The sequence below is a fragment of the Aliiroseovarius sp. F47248L genome (genome assembly GCF_023016085.1).
Lineage (GTDB): Bacteria > Pseudomonadota > Alphaproteobacteria > Rhodobacterales > Rhodobacteraceae > Aliiroseovarius.
In genome coordinates, this window is sequence record NZ_JALKBF010000001.1 from 2,686,401 (window position 1) to 2,706,032 (window position 19,632).

Here is a 19,632-nt window from a genome sequence, read left to right on the forward strand (position 1 = left end):
TCTGTGCGACTTTAGGCTAATACGCCGCTGACCGAACTAGCCGGAGGGAGCCTTCAATCGCGCCAGATACTCGCGCAACATTTTTGGTTGCAGCGGTTTGTAAAACAACTTCACGTCTTCCTCGGCGGTTTTGATCACCAGGTGTTCCGACCGGTTGGCGGTGATCAAAGCGGCAGGAATTGGGCCATAAGCAGCGCGTAAGGTGCGGATCGCGTGCATACCTGTATATCCGTTTTCCAGATGATAATCGGCCAGGATGACATCCGGGACGACACCGATCTCCTGAATGATCCCATCGGCTTGCTCCAGATTTTCAGCCTCGATTGGGCTGGCGCCCCAACTGTCCAGAAGGGTCATCATTCCAAGTCGCACCGCTGCTTCGTTTTCGATGACCAAGGGGATCATATCGGTCAAATCAATCGGATCAACGCTTGGATCCATCGGTGCCACAGGTTCAACCGAGCCTTTCGCCACATGAAACGGAACCCGGACGGTAAAACGGGTGCCGACCTCTTCAACACTTTGCAACGTCAGATCATGCCCGAGCAAATCGCAGGCCCGTCGCACAATGGCCAGCCCAAGCCCCATGCCCGGCGCTGTTTCATCCGGGCGTTTGATCCGGTGAAACTCATGAAACACGCGATCACGCTGGTCGTCGGGTATCCCCTGCCCGGTGTCAATCACTTCGATCAGTGCATCCGAACCGCGTCGACGCACCCCAACCAGAACCTTACCCCTGTCCGTATAGGACACGGCATTCGCCGCCAGATTCTGGATGATCCGTCGCAGAAAGGCTGGGTCGCTTTCGACATCCAGCCCACAATCAACGACGTGGAACTGAACCCCCTTTGCCCTAGCCAGCGCCTGAAATTCGTCGCGCAGCGGCACCAGCAACCGGCTGAGTGCAAAGACCGAGATATTTGCCTGCGTGCCAGCATCCAGCTTGGAGATGTCCAAAAGCGCACCCAGAATGGTTTCGACACTGTCAAAGGCGCTTTTCACCCGGCCTGCAATCTGGGATTGCTTCTGGTTCAATTCGGCTTCCTCCAGCGACGAGATGAACAGTTTGGCGGCATTCAACGGCTGTAACAGGTCGTGGCTGGCTGCTGCAAGGAACCGCGACTTCGATGTGTTCGCGCGTTCGGCAGCATCACGCGCTTTCTGCATCTCGGTTGTGCGTTCTTGAACGCGCAACTCCAGCGTTTCGTTCATTTCATGTAAAGCGGCGGTCGTGGCGCGTTCGTCCGTCACATCGGTGAAGCTGATCACGAATCCGTTGTCGGGGGTCATGTCACTGAACACGTCCAGAATCAAGCCATCCGCGCGGTGAAGTTCGACCTTTAGCGGATCGCGTGTGCGGCGCTTCTGCACCCACTGTACCAACAGCTTTGGCGCTTTGTGCATCGCAAAGCCTTGGGTGTCGGAGAAGTGAGACACGAACCTTTCAAAACTTGTTCCTGCCCGCATCAGCTCAATCGGCGGGCTCATCAGATCAAGAAAGCGGGTATTCCACCCGGCCAGCCGATCTTCTTCATCAAAGATGCAAACACCCTGATTGATATGGTCCAACGTTGCCCGCACGATCTTGGCCTGATCGTCCAAGAGCTTATCGCGCTCCTGCCGCGCCTGACGGACCATGTCCGTCACCTCGGTCTGAAGGATGGCGGTGCCGTCATTTGGGGTGCGTTGCTGGCTGATCTGCACCCAGCGGTCGCCTTGAATCTCGACAACAAAATCCGCGTGTTTTTGGTTCAGCTTGGTCGCCCTGTCCCTGCGCCAGATCCACGGGGTGACATCTTGTTCAAGCACAAGCGCCGAGCTGTTCGACACTTTCTCAAAATAACTGTCCAAGGACAGTCCCGGAGCGATATCTGACACGACATCGGGGAACATGCGGGCGAACCGTTGGTTTGACAGGATCAATCGGCCCGCAGCATCAAACAGCGCAAACCCTTCCTTCACCGCCTCAAGCGCTCCTGCCAAATCGGCACGCGCTTTTTCGGCTTCGACTTTCGCATCAGCAAGGTGCGCCTTGGACTGATTCAGCTGAGCTAGCGCGACTTCCAGGTCCTGTGTACGCGCCTTGACCTGTTCTTCAAACTCGACCGCCGTCTGGAAATAGGCGTAGCTATCAAAACTTTCATCTCCGCCAGCTTCGACCCGCTTCATCAGTACATCAACGATGCGTTGGAGCTTCTCCAACTTACGCTCGGCCCCGTCGTCGGGCCGCAGAAGTGGAACGGGGGCCATACTGCTAGTCATCTGGTTGATCCGCAGAATAAATCGCCACACCGGTGAAAGTCTGGTTCACGTGGAGCATGTTGATTTGTTCGCCATAGGTGTGAAATCCAATGACATTATTGTCAGACAGGATCGACGAAATTCTGCCCTTGGCTTGAATCTGATCAATCTCTAACCGTCTTAGAATACATTCGCAGGCAATGATCGCATCTGGCTTCCCGTGCTCGGACAGCTTCGCCATTTCGCGCTCCAGATGGGAAACGATGTCATCGGCAACGGCTACAGTCAGCACAAGCCCTTCATCAATGGCACTGAAGAACCGCAACTCGCCCGTATCTTCAACTTTCTGAATCGATCGCACATGATAACGCCCACCGACCTGCACCATCACGGGGCTGGCAGCAAAGACGAACGGGGACAATTGCTCAGGATCCTTGCCCACCATACGCGCGTATTCCGCCGCGGCGGGTTCGGCATTGATCTCGCGCACCAACCGCGCTTCCGGGTCGGCACCTGTAACAACCATCCGCGTGTCGGTGGGCAGGAAGTGATCGAAATGAAACACCTTTATCCGGCAGCGCGTGCGAAACAACGTCAGGATCGACGCCCGCTGGTGAAATTTCCCGTCGTGGAAGATCGCGGTTTCGGTGAAATTCAGCCCGTCCCCGGCAGACCCGCCGAACAGTTGCACCGTGCCCAGCGCCGGGTTGATCAAAGACACAACCCTGTCTTCGTTGCGCGCCAACCCGTCATTCAACAGAAATGCAAACTCGCTGATCCAATCCGGTGCCTGCCGCGCCACATCACTTAACTGATCCAAAACACGCAACGGCACCGCGCTTTCAGCGCCCTCGTCCGTATGATCGAAAAACTGCACCGAGGCACAGAAGTTTGCGGCCGGGAACCCGACAGCGACGATCTGATGCTCAGAAATGCCGTCGGGTGTGATCTCGCCTGCTGTCGTACATCCGATGACCTTCACCCCCTCGAAGACCGAGTTCAGAGCATCGGCTGTGGCTTCGTTCAGGAACTCAGGCGACAAGAACACTGCGACAAGGGCGAAGGTGGCACCGCCCAACTGCGCGCGCAGATCCTGCACGGCGGCAAGGCTGTCGGTTTTGTCGGAAGAAGCCCTTTGCACCAGGCGGCCAAAATCCGGCAATGCAGATTGTGTCTGATGCGGTGCTGTCACGGTCGCCCGCCCCCCATCGTGGTCTTTCAATCAGACCACCTTATCCGAATTCGCAATTGTGTCGAACTTGGCTTTTTGCGCGACCAGAACCGCCTGCGTCCGGCTGTGCACACCCAACTTGCGCAGAATGGCCGTCATGTGCGCCTTAACCGTGGTTTCGGCAATCGACAGGTCATAGGCAATCTGCTTGTTCAACTTGCCTTCACAGATCAGGCGCAGAATGCAGGCCTGTTGCGGCGTCAGGGATGCTAGCCGTGCAGACGCATCATTTGTGTCTGTGCCACCGTTATCGACAGGCTCGATGTAGTCGGCGGGTGTGTAGATGCCACCATCACGGATCTGCCGAAATGCCTCTGTGATCATTCCCTTGTCGGAATCCTTCGGAATAAAGCCCGAAGCACCTGCACCCAGAACACTTGTGATAATTGCGCTGTCTGACAGGGACGATACGACAATGACCGGTGTGTCCGGGATGGCCGATTTCAGACGCACCAGCCCGTCCAGACCATCGACGTCCGGCAAGTTCAGGTCCAGCAACACGATGTCCGGGGCGTCCCGCCCTTTCATAAGACCAAACGCCTCGGTCAGGTTGTTGGCCATGATCACTTCTGGCACCGACAATGCGCTGCGTAAGGTCATCGAAAGCGCCTCGCAAAACAGGGGGTGATCATCGACGACAAGAACCTCTTTCAGCGCGGGGCGATGTATTGGTTGAGCGGGCGCCATGAAAACGGTTCCTCCTTCAGGTGCATCTTCTCATGCTATCACAGTTTATTTGCCCCTGCCTTGCGACCAAAGACGTAGGACCATCCGTTCTCACTTTGCACTGTGAAACTCCTTACGTGAACGGAAAACACGCGCCCGATGACCGGACGCGTGCCTGGATTTCATGATTTCCGGATTTAGTTGGCTTCGGCCACTTGACGCGGCAGCTTGAAGGTCGAACACGGCAGCCCCATTTGGCAAAACAGGCGTCGCACAGGCTTGACGCCCTAAAACGCATGACATATGTCGTCTTTCTACTGGGCGGGCGTTGTGTAGTGGTAAGACCTTAGCCTTCCAAGCTAATGACGCGGGTTCGATTCCCGCCGCCCGCTCCAGAAATTTTCCCATCACTGACAGACGCCATCATGCCGGTTGCGCCGCCAGTTCGCGTGCCTCGTCACGTTTGAAGAACACATAGTAAAAGACCGGCGCTGCGACCAGTGTCAGGACGGATGCAAACGCCAACCCGCCCATGATTGTCACCGACATTGACACAAAGAATGCGTCTGACAACAACGGTGCCATGCCCAGAATTGTGGTCACCGCAGCCAGTACAACGGGGCGCACCCGCGAGGCGGACGCCTCGATGATCGCCAGTCGCAAGGGCACGCCTTCGGCACGAACAAGGTCAATTTCCTCGACCAGAACGATCCCGTTTTTGATCAGCATTCCAGATAGGCTCAGCAACCCAAGAAGGGCGGTGAAGCTGAACGGAAGACCCGTGCCCAGCAAGCCGACCACGACACCGTTCACAGACATTGGCACCAGAAGCCAGATGATGATCGGTTGTCTGATCGCGTTGAACAGCAGGATCGAAATCATCACCATGATCAGCGCACTCAGCGGCAATTGCGCACCCAGGCTTGCCTGCGCTTTCGAGGCGTTTTCAAATTCGCCGCCCCATTCCATTGTGTAACCGGCAGGCAAACGGATTGCCTCGACCGCCGCACGAATTTCGGTGTGGGCCTGCGCAGCCGTTACATCGGTCGCCACATCGGCCCCGACCGAGATTGTGGGCACCCGATTGCGCCGTTGCACCAAAGTGTTTTCGACACGATAGTCAAAGCCTTCGATCAACTGTTCAATCGGCAGATAGGTTCCTGTGATCGGCGAGAAAACAAGCTGGTCATTCAGGTTAAATTCTTCCGGTTGGGGGCGACGCATGATGATCGGAATTTGCCGTTCACGCTCGCGATACACACCCGCGCGCAAGCCATCCGTCGCGTAAAGAAGCGAGGCCGCCACATCGTCGCGGTTGATCCCTGCGGTCTGGGCACGCTGGGTGGCATAGATCGGCTCGATCACCAACTCCTGCTCGCGCCAATCGGTGCGCAGGTTCAGAAGATTGTCAGATCTGTCGGCCATGACCTGCATGGCCTGGTCTGCCAAATCGCGCAAAACTGCCGGATCACTGCCCGAGAACCGAACCTGAATCGGATCGCCGCCACCGGGGCCAAAGACCAACCGCTGAACACGGAACTCAGCCTCGGGGAAATTTTCCTTCCCGAAAACTTCCAGCCGCGCTTGAATGTCAGGAATATCGTCCAGCGCCTCGGTGCGGATGATCAGATGCCCATAGCTTTGATTGTCCTTTCCACCGTCATAGGTCAGCATGAAGCGCACAGCCCCGCGCCCGGCATAGGATGCAACCGAGGTTACATTGTCCTCGTTCAGCAACCAATCTTCCATCACCTCAAGATCGTCCGAGACCTGTTGGATCGAGCTGCCCTGCGGCAGTTTGTAATAGACGAAAAACAACGGCGTGTTCGAGTTTGGGAAGAACTGCTGCTTCACCGACCCGAAGCCGACAAAGCACAGCATCGTGATGGCAATCAGCCCCGCAATCACCGGCCAGCGGAAGGTCAGGGATTTGTCCAGTATCTTCTTATACAAGACGAAGAACCGGCCTGAATAGGCATCAGCCGCATCCTGATTGCTGACCTTGAACAGATAGTGACCCAGCAATGGTGTTACTGTCAGCGCCAGTAGCCATGACAACAACAACGATATCCCGATCACAGCGAAAAGTGAGAACAGGAATTCACCCGTTGAATCCGGTGACAGACCAATCCCGGCAAATGCCATGATCCCGATCACGGTGGCCCCAAGAAGCGGGATCTGGGTTTTCTTCGCGGCATCATCCGCCGCCTCGCGCGAACTGCGCCCGCCTAGCATCGAGATTTGCATTCCTTCCGCGACGACAATCGCGTTGTCCACCAACATCCCCATCGCGATGATTAACGCACCCAGTGAAATCCGTTCCATCTCGATCGAAAAGATCGCCATGAACAAAAGCGTCCCGACCACCGTCAAAAGCAACGTGGCACCTATGACAACGGCCGCACGCCATCCCATGAACGCACCAAGAACAACAATCACGATGCCGACCGACATAGCGAGGTTCTTCAGAAAGTCGTTTGAACTTTGCTCGACCACCAGGTGTTGTTGGTAAATCGGATGCAGCTCAATGCCATGCGGAATATCCGCCGACAGCTCTGCCAGCCGCGCATCGACACGGTGACCGACTTTCACGATGTCTTCGGTATCCAGACCGGCAATGCCGATTGTGAATGCCTCTTGCCCGTTGAAACGAATGATCTGGTCAGGGATGGCAACACGTTCGCGGCTGACCTTGGCCACATCCGCGACGTTGAGAAGATGCCCATTCACCCCAATACTCAGCGAGGCAATGTCAGATACGGTTTCAGACCCTTCCGGTGCCCGAAACATGATCTGCGCGCCGTCTTTGTTCAATGACCCGGCAGACGTCACAGAGTTGGCAGACGACACTGCGCCAATGATCGCGTTGGGTGGAATGCCCTGATTGACCGACAGGGTCATGTCAGGTTCGATATAGATCGCTTCTTCCGGGATGCCGGACAGATCGACATCTGCCACGCCCGCGACAACCAAAAGCTCGCGCCTCAGAAAGGTGCCAAGATCATACTTTTCGGCATCCGTGAAACCGGGGGCGGTGACGGCGTAATACAGTCCAAACACATCTCCAAAACTGTCATTCACAAAGGGCGGAAGCGCGTTGTCCGGCAGTTGTCGCGATGTGTCGCGCACGCGAGCGCGCAAACGGGTCCAGATGTCCGGCAGCGCGTCGGCGGGATAGGTCGACTTGATCTCGACGTCGATGCGGCTTTCGCCCGGCCGGTTTGTCGATGTAATCTTTTCGACCTCCTCCATCTTCTGAAGCGCGCTTTCCAGAGGCTCCGACACTTCAGTCGCAACCTGCGCTGCACTGGCGCCCGGATAATGCGTCACGACGACAGCTTGTTTGATGGTGAAAGCCGGATCTTCCAGCCGCCCAAGGTTCAGAAACCCCCAGATTCCACCCAGCAGCATGGTGAGGATGATCAACCACGTATAGAGCGGCTTTTCGATCGAGGCGCGTGCTATATTCGGCATGACAAACCCCTTAGTTCGCAAAACCGGTGAAGCGCCGCACGGCATCACCATCGCGTAACGCCGATGCACCCGCCGCAACAATCACATCGCCCGCCGATAGTCCGGACAACAGTTCGAAATCACCGTTGGGCGCAGGTTTAACCGTCACAGGTGTTGCGTTTACAGAGCCGACGTCCCCTTCGCTTTCGATGAACCGCATGACTGACAGCGCTCCGTCGGTGGCCGCCACAATAGCAGTTGAAGGGATCCGGATGCCCGGGCTTTCATAGGCCGCAGACACCCGCACGTTCACCGACGAGCCGGGCAGCACATTCAGATCGTCACGCGGGGACATGCCCAGAGTAAGGCGATAGGTCTGACCAGCTGTCGCAGCCTCGGCATTAAATTCACGAATCTCGACGGGAAAGTGCGTTTCATGGGCTGGAAACTCGGCAACGAATTTCACATTCTTTTCTTTGGATGCGGTTTGGAACAAGATTTCCGGCACATCGATCTCGATCCGGATTTCGCTCATGTCATGCAATCGGACCACGGATGTACCTGCACCGATCGTAACGTAATTATCGACATTCCGTGCTGCTACAAGCGCGTTGAATGGGGCGAAAAGGGTAGCATTGTTCAAATTCCGCTCGGCTTGACGGAATGCGATGTCTGCCAAATTTAGCTGTGTTGTTGCGTCATCCAACGCCACCTGACTGACTGTATTGCCTCGCAGCTTGGTCAGACGGTCCAACGTCCGTTCTGCCAAATCTTTCTGCACCACCGCCTGTTCAAGCGCCAGCGAGAATTGTTCCTGATCCAGTTGCGCCAGCATGTCGCCTTCCGACACCAATTGCCCTTCAATCACCGGAAATTCGACGATCTGGCCGCCGACCTGAAAAGCCATGTCGACACTTTGACGTGCGACCACCTTGCCAAAGAAAACTCGACTTAGCGTGTCGTCATCTGCCGCGACCGTCATTAACTTCACCGGTTTGATGGCATCTTCGGCGGCAACACCAGACGTGGTGGCAATAATTGCGGCAGCGGCGGCTGCCAAAAGGCGCATGAATACGGGCATGGTATGTCCTTAGCAGGTGGTGTGTTTCTGTATGTTGCGGTGAATTTTAAGCGAGGTTCTGGCAAAACTGTTCAACTCCTCGGCAGTCAGTTCCAGCGTTTCGCACAGCAATGTGCGTGCCATGACCACCATCGCAGAGCGCAAATCCGCGCCGTCGCTGGTCAGCTTCAGAAGCCAGGCCCGTCGGTCATTGGGGTCACGTTCGCGAACCACAAATCCGCGGGCTTCCAATTGATCAGCGGCGGTGGTCATAGTCGACGGAAGCACATTCATTTCGCGCGCCAGCGCACCAAGCCGCTTGGGGCGGTCCAGCCAGACCACAATTTTCCGCTCGAAATAAGGCATGTCGGTTTTGCTATCGATTTCATCTATCAGCGATTCGATGAACCCGTGCAGGGCAAACACACCCAACAATGCGCCAAGTTCCGGTTCGATCAGTGCATCGTCTTTTAGGTTTGGGTCAGGTGGAAAGGACATGGGTTCTTCTACGGTTCTTCTACGTGAGTCGCGATGGCAACCTTTTAAGTTTCATTTTCTGAAATATCCAGCAGAAAAAATAATAACCCCGCCGTTAGCGTAGAACTGCCGCCTCAGAAGGCGGGCAGTGCAAGGGTGTCCCTACGTAAACTGGCAGTATGCATTGCGTCGCAGAAATTCCTCGGCAATCATCAGCGCGTTAGCCGACATTCACCGCACGTCCGCGTTGCGGCCAATAGCTTCGCATATCGTGAATTGGTAAAAAAATATTACCAGTTTGAGAAATATCAATTGAAATCTGGTTTTATCTACGTAGTAATTGCGTGGCAGCGTAAAGCTGACCTTTGGTCGGCCCGCGTTCGAACAAGAAAATATCGAAAACTCGGAGGAGAAATAAATATATGGAACGCCGTAAGTTTCTAAAAGGCGCAGCAATTGGTGCTGGCGCAACTGCCCTTGCCACCCCGGCACTGGCGCAAGGTGGCAAGACAATGACCATCGTGTCGACCTGGCCACGCGACTTTCCGGGTCTGGGTGTCTCGGCGCAACGTCTGGCCGCCCGCATCGGCGATCTGTCCGAGGGTGCGCTGAACGTAGAATATTTTGCTGCAGGTGAACGCGTTGGCGCGCTGGACGTGTTTGACGAAGTTGCTTCGGGCAACAGCCAAGCATACATCGGTGCCGACTATTACTGGACCGGCAAACACCCCGCGTTGGCCTATTTCACAGCAGTGCCCTTTGGCATGTCCTTCGCCGAGATCAATGCTTGGATCCTGTATGGTGGCGGCATGGAAATCTGGGACAAGGTTCAGGACCAGTTCGGCCTGAAAGGTCTGCCTGCTGGTAACACCGGCACCCAAGCTGGCGGATGGTTCAACAAGGAAATCGAAAGCGCAGACGACTTCAAAGGTCTGAAAATGCGTATTCCGGGCCTTGGTGGTCAGGTTCTGGCAAAACTGGGCGCATCGACCGTATCGCTGCCCGGCGGCCAAATCTATGAAAACCTCGTCTCCGGCACCATCGACGCGACCGAGTGGGTTGGTCCCTACAACGACTACTTCATGAAGTTCTACGAAGCTGCCAAGTACTACTATACCGGCGGGATGCATGAGCCGGGCGCGCAGTTGTCGCTGACCTCGAACAAGTCGTGGTGGTCCAGCCTGTCGGATTGGGAGCGCTCGGTGATCACCGCAGCCGCCCTGGAAGAAAACTCAAACTCGTATTTCGAGGCGATGGCGCTGAATGGTGAATACCTGACCAAGCTCGTGGATGAGCAGGGCGTAGAAGTGCGCAGCTTCGACGAAGATACTTGGGACGCAATGGGCGAAGCTGCTCAGGAAGTGTTCGAAGAGACCGCAAGCTATGACGCACTGGCTGCCGAAGTGAACGACGCTGTTCAAGCCAAAATGCGCGAAATCGGCCGCGGTATCTCGCTGTTCGAAGGTCAGTTCGTGAACCAGCGTAACCGGATCCTGGATCTGTAAGCAGTTCTATAGACGAACCAAAAAACCAAGGGCGGGGAAGGTTCCCCGTCCTTTTCCAAAGGATCATGCAAAAACCGATCCGACGGCCCTTCGGGAGGCATAATGACACACTCAAGCACACATCCAGACATTCCAAGACATGGCGACCCCGCAATCCTTGCGCGGTTATTCGGCTGGTGTACGCTGACGATATTGGCGGCGTTCCTGATCAACAACGTGCTGGTGGTCGGGTTCGGCTACGCTGGCACGCACGCCTTTCTGAACGGCACAGCGCCGGGTGGTTGGGTTCACGTTGCACTGTATGTGGTGGCAGTCGCAGTGGCAGTGGCCATTGTCCTGCGTGACAAGACGACATCGCTGCGCTGGGATGCACATCGGGTCCATAGCTTCAACGTCTATCTCATTCGTGCCTTGTTCTGGGCCGTTTTCCTGATCGGCATTACCGACGCAACAATCGCATTCATGCGGGCCGAAGGATTGATCGAGCCGTTGTTGGGGTCTTCCAACGCAAGACTGTTCAGCCGTCCAAGCTGGGTTGGGTCCTATGTGCATATTCCGCTGCTTGTCATCGCTTTCGGAATTGCAACAGTGACACGAACGCTTGGATTTTTCTGGCTGGCTTTCCTGATCGTGATTGCCGAGCTTCTGATCGTGATTTCGCGCTTCATGTTCAGCTATGAACAGGCGCTGATGGGTGATCTGGTGCGGTATTGGTATGCTGCACTGTTCCTGTTCTCGTCCGCCTATACTCTGTTTGATGAAGGCCACGTGCGCGTGGACGTCTTGTATGCGGGCTTCGGTCGAACAACCCGCGGCATCGTCAACGGGATTGGCACGATCTTTCTGGGGATGTCGACAGCATGGGTCATTCTGGCCGTTGGGTTCGGGGGCAAGCAGTCCATCATCAACGCACCGATCACCAGCTTCGAGATTTCGCAGGCTGGCCCCTTCGGTCTGTACACCAAATACCAGATGGCCGCCTTCATTGGCCTATTCGCCATCACCATGCTGATCCAGTTCGTCAGCTATTTCTTCGATGCTGTGGCAGACAAGCGGGATGAACCCGGCCACCGCGATATCGCACAATCTTCCGCGCACTGAGGCCTGACACATGGAACTTTTCTTTCTTTTCCTGCTGATCGTGATCATGGCGGGTGCGCTTGGCTCCGGCTATCCCGTCGCCTTCGCCCTACCGGGTGCCGCGATCATCACCATCAGCCTTGCCGCTGGCGCAGGCTATATGTTCGCCGGATCAACCGATGCCTATTTCCACAGCGGCGGCCCGAACCAGTGGCTGTCCGCGGGGGTAACAAACCTTAGGGGCGTCTATTGGGAGGTCGAGCGAGACACGCTGATCGCCATTCCCCTGTTCATTTTTATGGGCATCATGCTGCAACGGTCAAAGATCGCCGAAGACCTGCTGGTGACAATGGCCCAACTGTTTGGCCCCGTGCCGGGCGGTTTGGGGATCTCGGTCGTGTTCGTTGGCGCGCTGCTGGCGGCCACGACAGGGATTGTCGGTGCAACCGTTGTGGCAATGGGCCTGATCTCTTTGCCCGCCATGTTGCGCAACAACTATTCACAGTCGCTAGCCACCGGCACGATTGCCGCATCTGGCACGTTGGGGCAAATCATTCCGCCGTCGATCGTGCTCATCATTCTGGCCGACCAGCTGGCATCCGCCACGGATCAGGCCGGCACTGCACGTAAAATCCTGCACAAGGAAGCGACGGGCGAGCTGTCCATGCCGTCCATGTTCGACGTCGTGTCCACCTCGGCGGGCGAGATGTTTCTGGGCGCGTTCATTCCAGGCATCCTGCTTGTCGGGCTGTATATGCTCTACATCCTGTTTTATGCGATCTTGCGCCCGAAACAGGCCCCGGCTGTTCACTATGACGGCGCGTATAACATCGCCTTTCTGAAGAACGTGCTGATCACTCTTGTCCCGCCTCTGGCGCTAATTTTCCTTGTTCTGGGATCTATTATCGCTGGTATCGCAACGGTGAACCAGGCTGGCGCCATCGGTGCTGCAGGTGCCATGATCATGGCCGGTTATCGTTTGCCTGCACCGGGCAAAACGCTGTATTACCCTGCACTTCTGGCAATTGCTGCGCTGTTCCTTGCGGGGTTCGCCCTTTCGAACTTTGATATGAACATTAAGGGCGTGGCCGACAGCACCGATCAACTGGGAATTACACTGGGTGTCATTGCAACCATCATGTTGCTGTTTGCGTTGGGCTGGTCGTGCTGGCGTATCTTCAAGATTGAAGACACATTGGCGGGCGTCATGCTGGAAACAGCCAAGACAACGTCGCTGGTCTTTATCATCCTGCTGGGCGCCGCAATGCTAACCGCCGCATTCCGCGCCTTTGGCGGGGAAGAATTGGTGCGTGAGTTCCTGTTGGGCTTGCCCGGTGGCTTCTGGACCCAGTTCGTCATCGTGATGCTGGTGATATTCATCCTTGGCTTCTTCCTTGATTTCATCGAGATCGCAGTGGTCGTGGTCCCGATTGTGGCCCCCATCCTGCTGGCCGATCCGGAAGCCAACATCACCGCCGTTTGGTTGGGTGTGATGATTGGTCTGAACATTCAGACCAGTTTCCTGACACCGCCGTTCGGGTTCGCACTATTTTATTTGCGCGGCGTGGCACCCGCCATCGTCAAGACTGTGCAGATGTATAAGGGTGTGATCGCCTTTATCCTGCTACAACTGACGGCACTTGCCATTGTAGGATCGTATCCTCCGCTGGTGAACTATCTGCCCAACCGGGTCAGCTTCCTGTCGGAAACCAGCCCACCGCCTCGCAACCCAAGGCTTCAGATGTGCCTTGAAGACTATGTGGGACAGAAGCTGTCGGAAAGCACCGAAATTCAGGACGCTATCGCAACCGCACGTGGTTTCGATCTTGCGGTGTTGCCCGAATACCTGTCGGGCGACATGACCGACGCGCTTGATTCTGCCGACACCGCCGTTGCCGAACTTGAGGCCGCATTTGCCGCCGCAGGCGAGGTGGAGGCCGCTGCGGACGAATATCGCCCACAATTGCGTCTGGTGCGTGGGATCGAGAAAGAGATCCGCAGTGCAAACGAGGAGATCGACAAACTGAAGACCCGGATTGGTCGGATGCGTAACGAAAGTCAGGCTTCGGCCAGAACAGCCTTGGAAAGAGACGTCGCTGCTTTGACAGCAGAGGTCGAGCATCTGCGCGGGCAAATCCCGGAAAGTTGGAAAGAGGTTCACGAGACCTTCCAGGGTCTGACCAACGCCGAAAACGCGGCGCGGACTCGCTATCGCCGGGCCGCTGATGGAGCTTATGAGGATGCGCTGGATGTACTGGCCGTGCTCGAGGCAACCGAGGCATTTACCGCGATGGAACCGCAGTTGCGCGATCTTGAAGCGACGATCAGTACGACGCCTGAAGCTGATGCGGAGGAACTGGTCGATGAGTTGTCCAAGGCTTTCGGCAAGATCGAAGGCGCGGATGATGTCGAAGACGCCCTAAAAGACGCCGCCAAGGCGCTGAAAGGCAGCAAGCCAGACCGGGCCGAGGCAATGGATGCCTATAGTGAAGCCCTGTCCGCATTTGAAGCACAGATCGCATGGCGAGGAGAGGCAGTTGCATCCTTGCGACCCGGTCTGACAAGCTATGTGGACACGATGCGCGGCAGCTTTGGCATTCGCGTTCAGGATCGCTTTACCCGCGAACAAGCTTTGGCAATGGCATCCTGTTCGTCCGAACATCGCGATATATCGTTGAATTTCTAGGAAAAGTCATACACAGAAATTTGAAAGGGCCGGTGACTTCATCGGCCCTTTTTGTTTGTTTTGATGGGTAGATTTTCAGCGTCAGACGTAAGATAGTTGTCGCGAAGGAAAGTCGTAGTGTCGTTATCAAACCTTGCGAAACCCGATTATCTGGTCAACTCTACGAGCTGACTTATAAAAAATTGCGGCCAAAATGGCCCATACGCTTCACACAGGGAGTCCTCAATGTCCAAAGAACTAGAATATCTGTCAAAACAGTTTGTCGCGCGCAAACTGTCGCGCCGTCACTTTATGGGCCGCGCCGCCGCACTTGGCTTGACCGCAGCCGGAGCGAACACTCTGCTGTCTTCGGCAGGCTACGCCCAGACACCCGTCAAGGGCGGAACGATCCGCGTTGGCCTTCCGGGCGGCTCGACCACCGACAGCCTCGATCCAGCGACCACGACCAACTCGACCGGCACATTGATCAGCCGTCTCTGGGGCGAGCCGTTGGTTGAGCTTGCACCGCAAGGCGGGCTTGAGAATAAGTTGGCTGAAGAAGTTTCAGCCTCGGCAGATGCAAAGGTGTGGACCTTCAAAATCCGTTCGGGCGTAAACTTTTCGAACGGCAAATCGCTGACCGCCGATGACGTTCTGGCAACGATGGAACGCCATGCAGGCGAAGATACAAAATCCGGTGCGCTTGGCATTATGCGCGGCATCAAAGCGATGAGCGTTGATGGCGACAAGTTCATCGTCGAACTGGACACGCCGAACGCTGACCTTCCTTATCTGATGACCGACTATCACCTGATGATCCAGCCAAACGGTGGTAATGACAATCCGGCAGCGGCAATCGGCACCGGTCCTTATGTCCTGAAAGAAGTGGATATGGGCGTGCGTTTCGTGGCCGAGAAGAACCCAGACTATTGGGGTGATCTGGGCCACGCTGAAACCATCGAGGTGGTGGTGATCAACGACGACACCGCGCGTATGGCGGCCATTCAATCCGGTCAGGTGGATATGGTCGGGCGTGTTCCGCCACGCACCGCAGATCTTGTGGCCCGCGCGCCGAACATCAATGTCCATTCAACCGCGGGCCCCGGCCACTATGTGTTTATCGCCCATTGCAACACCGCGCCGTTCGACAACAACGATCTGCGTCTGGCACTGAAACACGGCATTAACCGCCAAGAGATGGTCGATAAGATCCTGTTCGGCTATGGCTCGATCGGGAACGACACACCGATCAACAGTTCCTATCCGCTGTTCACCGAGATGGAGCAGCGCAACTATGATCCTGACAAGGCCAAGTTCCACTTCGACAAGTCAGGGCACGAAGGTCCGATCCTGCTGCGCACGTCTGACAACAGCTTCCCCGGTGCGCCGGACGCATCGGCGCTGTTCCAGCAGTCGCTTGCAACGGCTGGTATCGACCTTGAAATCAAGCGCGAACCCAATGACGGATATTGGTCGGAAGTCTGGAACGCCCAGCCCTTCTGCACCAGTTACTGGAGCGGACGTCCGACGCAGGACCAGATGTATTCCACCGCCTATCTGTCGACGGCGGACTGGAACGACACGCGGTTCTTCAACGAACAGTTTGACCAGATGTTGCTGTCAGCACGTGGCGAATTGGACGAAGCGAAACGGACCCAGACATATGCCGATATGGGCATGTTGCTGCACAACGAAGGTGGTTTGGTCTGCCCGATGTTCAACGACTTCATTGATGGCACGACCAATCGTGTCGCTGGTTGGGTCGATGGCCACAAGGGCTTTGATCTGATGAACTTCTACGCCCCGATGAAAATGTGGGTCGCTGGCTGATATGCCATTATTATTAAAACTGCTGGTCCAGCGCATCGCGCTGGGCCTGCTTCTTCTGCTGATGGTTTCGGCCCTGATCTTCTGGGGCACGAACATCCTGCCGGGCGATGTGGCGCAGTCCATTCTGGGTCAATCTGCTACCCCCGAGGCTCTGGCCAATATTCGCGAAGAGCTTGGCCTGAACGAACCAGCCCTCAGCCGATATTTCGACTGGTTGGGCGGGCTTGTTCAGGGTGATCTGGGCACCGCGCTGACCTCGGGGCAAGATATCGCCTCCAGCCTTGGCTCGCGTCTGAAAAACACCCTGTTCCTTGCCTTCTGGGCTGCGGTGGTCTCGGTCCCGCTGGCCATCTTTCTTGGATTGCTGGCGGTCCGGTATCGCGAGCGCTGGCCAGACAAACTTATTTCGGCGGTCACGCTGGCCTCGATCTCGGTGCCAGAGTTCTTGATCGGCTACATCCTGATGTATTTCGTCGGCGTAAAACTGGGCTGGGCACCCACCGTTGCCATGATCCATGACGGCATGAGCCTTGGACAGAAGTTAAGTTCGATCGCCTTGCCGGTTGCCGTGCTGACCATGGTGGTGCTGGCCCATATGATGCGTATGACGCGGGCCGCCATTCTGAACGTGATGCAATCGGCCTATATCGAAACGGCCGAACTGAAGGGTCTGACGATGTTCACGATAATCTGGCGGCATGCGTTTCCAAATTCGATCGCGCCCATCGTCAACGTTGTGATGTTGAACCTTGCCTATCTGGTCGTTGGCGTCGTGGTGGTCGAGGTTGTGTTCACCTATCCCGGCATGGGCCAGTATCTTGTGGACCACGTGTCAAAACGTGATGTGCCGGTGGTGCAAGCCTGTGGGTTGATCTTCGCAGCGGTCTATATCGGACTGAACATGGTGGCCGACGTTGTGTCGATCCTTGCAAACCCAAGGTTGAGGCATCCGAAATGACCAGAATTCCCCCAGCCGCGTTGTTCGGCCTGTTTTTCACCGGGCTTTATTTCTTCATGGCGATTTTCGCGCCTTGGATTGCACCCTATACGATGACCGAAGTTGTCGGTGGTGTTTGGGAGCCATGGTCCGCTAACCACTGGATTGGCACCGATAATATCGGCCGTGACCTGCTAAGCCGTATGATTTACGGCGGGCGTACCACGATATTCATCGCCACCGCTGCCACCATTATCAGTTTTACGTTGGGGTCAATCCTTGGATTTACCGCCGCCGTAATCGGCGGGTGGATCGATCAGGTGCTCAGCAGATTTGTCGATCTGATCATGTCGATTCCGACTCTTATCTTCGCATTGGTGGTGCTGTCGGTCATGCCGGTGACGCTGCCGATCCTAATCCTGGTCATGGGGCTTCTGGATTCAACCCGTGTTTATCGACTGGCCCGCGCGGTCGCAGTAGACATCAACGTGATGGACTTCGTCGAAGCCGCCAAGCTTCGCGGTGAAGGTCGGATCTGGATCATCTTTCGTGAGATTCTACCAAATGCGCTGTCTCCGCTGGTTGCAGAAATGGGACTGCGTTTCATCTTTGCGGTGTTGTTTGTTTCGACCCTGTCGTTCCTTGGGCTAGGTGTGCAGCCACCCAACGCAGACTGGGGCGGGATCGTGAAAGAAAACAAGGACGGTATCGTCTATGGCATCCCAGCAGCCCTTGTGCCTGCTGTAGCCATCGCCACACTGGCAATCTCGGTTAACCTTGTGGCCGACTGGGTACTGAACCGGACCACCAGCCTGAAAGGAGGACGGGGATGAGCGACAATCTTGTGGCTGTGCGCGACCTGAAGATTGGCGCGCGCGTCTATCCGCCCGGTGAAAAACCCCATGACATCGAGATTGTGCACGGCGTGTCCTTCGATCTTCAAAAAGGCAAAGTACTTGGCCTGATCGGCGAAAGCGGCGCAGGCAAATCCACCATCGGGCTTGCCACCATGGCCTATGGCCGCGGCGGGGTTGAAATCACCGGCGGCGAGGTCTGGGTCAACGGTCGTGAAATCCTTGGCACAAGCCTGCGCGATCTGCGCAAACTGCGCGGAACCGAGGTGACATATGTCTCGCAATCGGCAGCGGCCAGCTTTAACCCGGCAAAAAAGATCATGGATCAGGTCATTGAAGCCTCTGTTCATGCGGGAAAGTTTTCGAAGCAGGACGCAGAGACGCGCGCGATTGAGCTGTTCGCCAAGCTTGGTCTGCCCGATCCCGAAACGATCGGCGACCGGTATCCGCACCAGGTGTCCGGCGGGCAGTTGCAACGCTGCATGACTGCGTTGGCACTATGTCCAGAGCCCGATCTTGTGGTCTTTGACGAACCCACCACTGCGTTGGATGTTACCACACAGATTGACGTGCTGATGGCGATCAAGGACGCGATCCACGACACTGGCGTGGCCGCGCTTTACATCACGCATGATCTGGCAGTCGTGGCGCAGGTTTCGGATGAAATCATGGTGCTGCGTATGGGTGACATGATCGAACACGGCACCACCGATCAGATCATCAATTCCCCGGTCGAGGATTACACACGCGATCTGGTCTCGGTTCGGTCACGCATTCACGAAGGCAAACCCCCGACGGACAATCCGGTTCTGACCATCGAACACGTTACTGCACGTTACAAAGGCACAAACTTTGACGTTTTGCACGACGTCTCGATGGAGCTGCACGCGGGGCAAACCCTTGCGGTCGTGGGTGAAAGCGGATCGGGAAAATCGACAACCGCGCGTGTTATGACGGGGCTATTGCCCGCACGCGAAGGGCAGATCGTGTTTGAAGACCGAACGCTGTCTGCCGACCTTGCTGGTCGCTCACGTGATGATTTGCGCGAAATTCAGATGATCTATCAGATGGCTGATGTCGCGATGAATCCGCGCCAGACCGTCGGAACGATCATCGGGCGCCCGTTGGAGTTCTATTTCGGAATGCGCGGCGCAGAAAAACGCAAGCGCATCGAAGAACTATTGAACGACATCGAAATGGGGGTTGAGTTCCAAGACCGCTATCCGGCCGAACTTTCGGGCGGTCAGAAGCAGCGGGTCTGCATTGCCCGCGCTCTGGCCGCGAAACCCAAGATCATAATTTGTGACGAAGTGACATCGGCCTTAGACCCTTTGGTTGCCGAAGACATTCTTAGGCTGCTGCACAACCTTCAGAAACGGGAAAACGTCGCCTATCTGTTCATCACACATGATTTGGCCACGGTGCGCGCCATCGCGGACAGCATTGCGGTGATGTATCAAGGACGTGTTGTGCGTTATGGTACAAAGGCTGAAGTAATGTCACCGCCGTTTGATGACTACACCGACCTTTTGCTCAGCTCGGTTCCGGAAATGCGGCTTGGCTGGCTGGAAGAGGTAGTAAAACACCGCAAAATGGAAAGCGCCGGAAACTAACGGCAGTCTGTTTGGGGCGT

13 protein-coding genes and 1 tRNA gene are annotated in these 19,632 nt (G+C 56.0%); 8 read left to right on the forward strand and 6 right to left on the reverse strand.

Features of this window, described 5'->3' with window-relative positions; genetic code table 11:
- Positions 1-36: 36 nt before the first annotated feature.
- Genes MWU51_RS13280 through MWU51_RS13290 form a run of 3 tightly spaced genes read right to left on the reverse strand, consistent with a single transcriptional unit; the run spans position 37 to position 4,159 of the window.
- Positions 37-2,262 carry a PAS-domain containing protein gene (locus tag MWU51_RS13280; protein WP_247037829.1) on the reverse strand — a complete coding sequence of 742 codons (2,226 nt, stop codon included), beginning with the start codon at positions 2,260-2,262 and terminating at the stop codon, positions 37-39.
- Positions 2,255-3,463 (reverse strand): FIST N-terminal domain-containing protein, encoded by a 1,209-nt coding sequence (locus MWU51_RS13285; RefSeq protein ID WP_247037831.1) that lies wholly within the window; start codon positions 3,461-3,463, stop codon positions 2,255-2,257. Before MWU51_RS13285 ends, MWU51_RS13280 begins: the two co-directional genes overlap by 8 nt.
- The gene (locus MWU51_RS13290) at positions 3,464-4,159 is read right to left on the reverse strand and encodes a response regulator transcription factor (protein ID WP_247037833.1); all 696 of its coding nucleotides are present in this window, start codon (positions 4,157-4,159) and stop codon (positions 3,464-3,466) included. It abuts the gene before it with no gap.
- A 300-nt stretch (positions 4,160-4,459) separates the two neighbouring features.
- Between MWU51_RS13290 and MWU51_RS13295 the strand changes: the two genes are divergently transcribed.
- A tRNA-Gly gene (locus tag MWU51_RS13295) sits at positions 4,460-4,533 on the forward strand.
- Positions 4,534-4,561: 28 nt separating this feature from the next.
- Here the strand turns inward: MWU51_RS13295 and MWU51_RS13300 are convergent.
- The 3 genes from MWU51_RS13300 to MWU51_RS13310 are packed head-to-tail and all read right to left on the reverse strand — an operon-like array spanning position 4,562 to position 9,149.
- Positions 4,562-7,612, reverse strand: coding sequence for an efflux RND transporter permease subunit (locus MWU51_RS13300; protein WP_247037835.1), 3,051 nt, complete (start codon positions 7,610-7,612; stop codon positions 4,562-4,564).
- Positions 7,613-7,622: 10 nt separating this feature from the next.
- On the reverse strand, positions 7,623-8,672 hold the full coding sequence (locus MWU51_RS13305) for an efflux RND transporter periplasmic adaptor subunit (RefSeq protein ID WP_247037837.1): 1,050 nt from the start codon (positions 8,670-8,672) through the stop codon (positions 7,623-7,625).
- Positions 8,673-8,681: 9 nt separating this feature from the next.
- A complete protein-coding gene (locus tag MWU51_RS13310; RefSeq protein WP_247037838.1) occupies positions 8,682-9,149 on the reverse strand; it encodes a MarR family transcriptional regulator in 468 nt (155 codons plus the stop codon).
- Positions 9,150-9,550: 401 nt separating this feature from the next.
- Here MWU51_RS13310 and MWU51_RS13315 point away from each other — a divergent pair, with 401 nt between their 5' ends.
- The 7 genes from MWU51_RS13315 (at position 9,551) to MWU51_RS13345 (ending at position 19,612) form a co-directional block, all read left to right on the forward strand.
- Complete coding sequence (locus MWU51_RS13315) at positions 9,551-10,633, forward strand: TRAP transporter substrate-binding protein (RefSeq protein WP_247037840.1); 1,083 nt, start codon at positions 9,551-9,553, stop codon at positions 10,631-10,633.
- Positions 10,634-10,735: 102 nt separating this feature from the next.
- On the forward strand, positions 10,736-11,734 hold the full coding sequence (locus tag MWU51_RS13320; RefSeq protein ID WP_247037843.1) for a TRAP transporter small permease subunit: 999 nt from the start codon (positions 10,736-10,738) through the stop codon (positions 11,732-11,734).
- Positions 11,735-11,744: 10 nt separating this feature from the next.
- On the forward strand, positions 11,745-14,399 hold the full coding sequence (locus MWU51_RS13325; RefSeq protein WP_247037845.1) for a TRAP transporter large permease subunit: 2,655 nt from the start codon (positions 11,745-11,747) through the stop codon (positions 14,397-14,399).
- 225 nt (positions 14,400-14,624) lie between these two features.
- Entirely contained in the window at positions 14,625-16,208 is a 1,584-nt protein-coding gene (locus MWU51_RS13330) for an ABC transporter substrate-binding protein (RefSeq protein ID WP_247037847.1), read from the forward strand.
- Between the two features lies 1 nt (position 16,209).
- Complete coding sequence (locus MWU51_RS13335) at positions 16,210-17,166, forward strand: ABC transporter permease (RefSeq protein ID WP_247037848.1); 957 nt, start codon at positions 16,210-16,212, stop codon at positions 17,164-17,166.
- Complete coding sequence (locus tag MWU51_RS13340) at positions 17,163-17,978, forward strand: ABC transporter permease (protein ID WP_247037850.1); 816 nt, start codon at positions 17,163-17,165, stop codon at positions 17,976-17,978. The genes MWU51_RS13335 and MWU51_RS13340 overlap by 4 nt, the downstream gene beginning before the upstream one ends.
- Entirely contained in the window at positions 17,975-19,612 is a 1,638-nt protein-coding gene (locus MWU51_RS13345; protein WP_247037852.1) for an ABC transporter ATP-binding protein, read from the forward strand. Before MWU51_RS13340 ends, MWU51_RS13345 begins: the two co-directional genes overlap by 4 nt.
- Positions 19,613-19,632 lie beyond the last annotated feature (20 nt).

What these genes read in the sequence shown, in the direction of transcription:
- MWU51_RS13345 (WP_247037852.1), top strand. Translation starts at nt 17,975, where the DNA reads ATGAGCGACAATCTTGTGGCTGTGCGCGACCTGAAGATTGGCGCGCGC.
- MWU51_RS13305 (WP_247037837.1), bottom strand. Translation starts at nt 8,672, where the DNA reads ATGCCCGTATTCATGCGCCTTTTGGCAGCCGCCGCTGCCGCAATTATT.
- MWU51_RS13310 (WP_247037838.1), bottom strand. Translation starts at nt 9,149, where the DNA reads ATGTCCTTTCCACCTGACCCAAACCTAAAAGACGATGCACTGATCGAA.
- MWU51_RS13325 (WP_247037845.1), top strand. Translation starts at nt 11,745, where the DNA reads ATGGAACTTTTCTTTCTTTTCCTGCTGATCGTGATCATGGCGGGTGCG.
- MWU51_RS13320 (WP_247037843.1), top strand. Translation starts at nt 10,736, where the DNA reads ATGACACACTCAAGCACACATCCAGACATTCCAAGACATGGCGACCCC.
- MWU51_RS13340 (WP_247037850.1), top strand. Translation starts at nt 17,163, where the DNA reads ATGACCAGAATTCCCCCAGCCGCGTTGTTCGGCCTGTTTTTCACCGGG.
- MWU51_RS13335 (WP_247037848.1), top strand. Translation starts at nt 16,210, where the DNA reads ATGCCATTATTATTAAAACTGCTGGTCCAGCGCATCGCGCTGGGCCTG.
- MWU51_RS13300 (WP_247037835.1), bottom strand. Translation starts at nt 7,612, where the DNA reads ATGCCGAATATAGCACGCGCCTCGATCGAAAAGCCGCTCTATACGTGG.
- MWU51_RS13330 (WP_247037847.1), top strand. Translation starts at nt 14,625, where the DNA reads ATGTCCAAAGAACTAGAATATCTGTCAAAACAGTTTGTCGCGCGCAAA.
- MWU51_RS13290 (WP_247037833.1), bottom strand. Translation starts at nt 4,159, where the DNA reads ATGGCGCCCGCTCAACCAATACATCGCCCCGCGCTGAAAGAGGTTCTT.
- MWU51_RS13280 (WP_247037829.1), bottom strand. Translation starts at nt 2,262, where the DNA reads ATGACTAGCAGTATGGCCCCCGTTCCACTTCTGCGGCCCGACGACGGG.
- MWU51_RS13315 (WP_247037840.1), top strand. Translation starts at nt 9,551, where the DNA reads ATGGAACGCCGTAAGTTTCTAAAAGGCGCAGCAATTGGTGCTGGCGCA.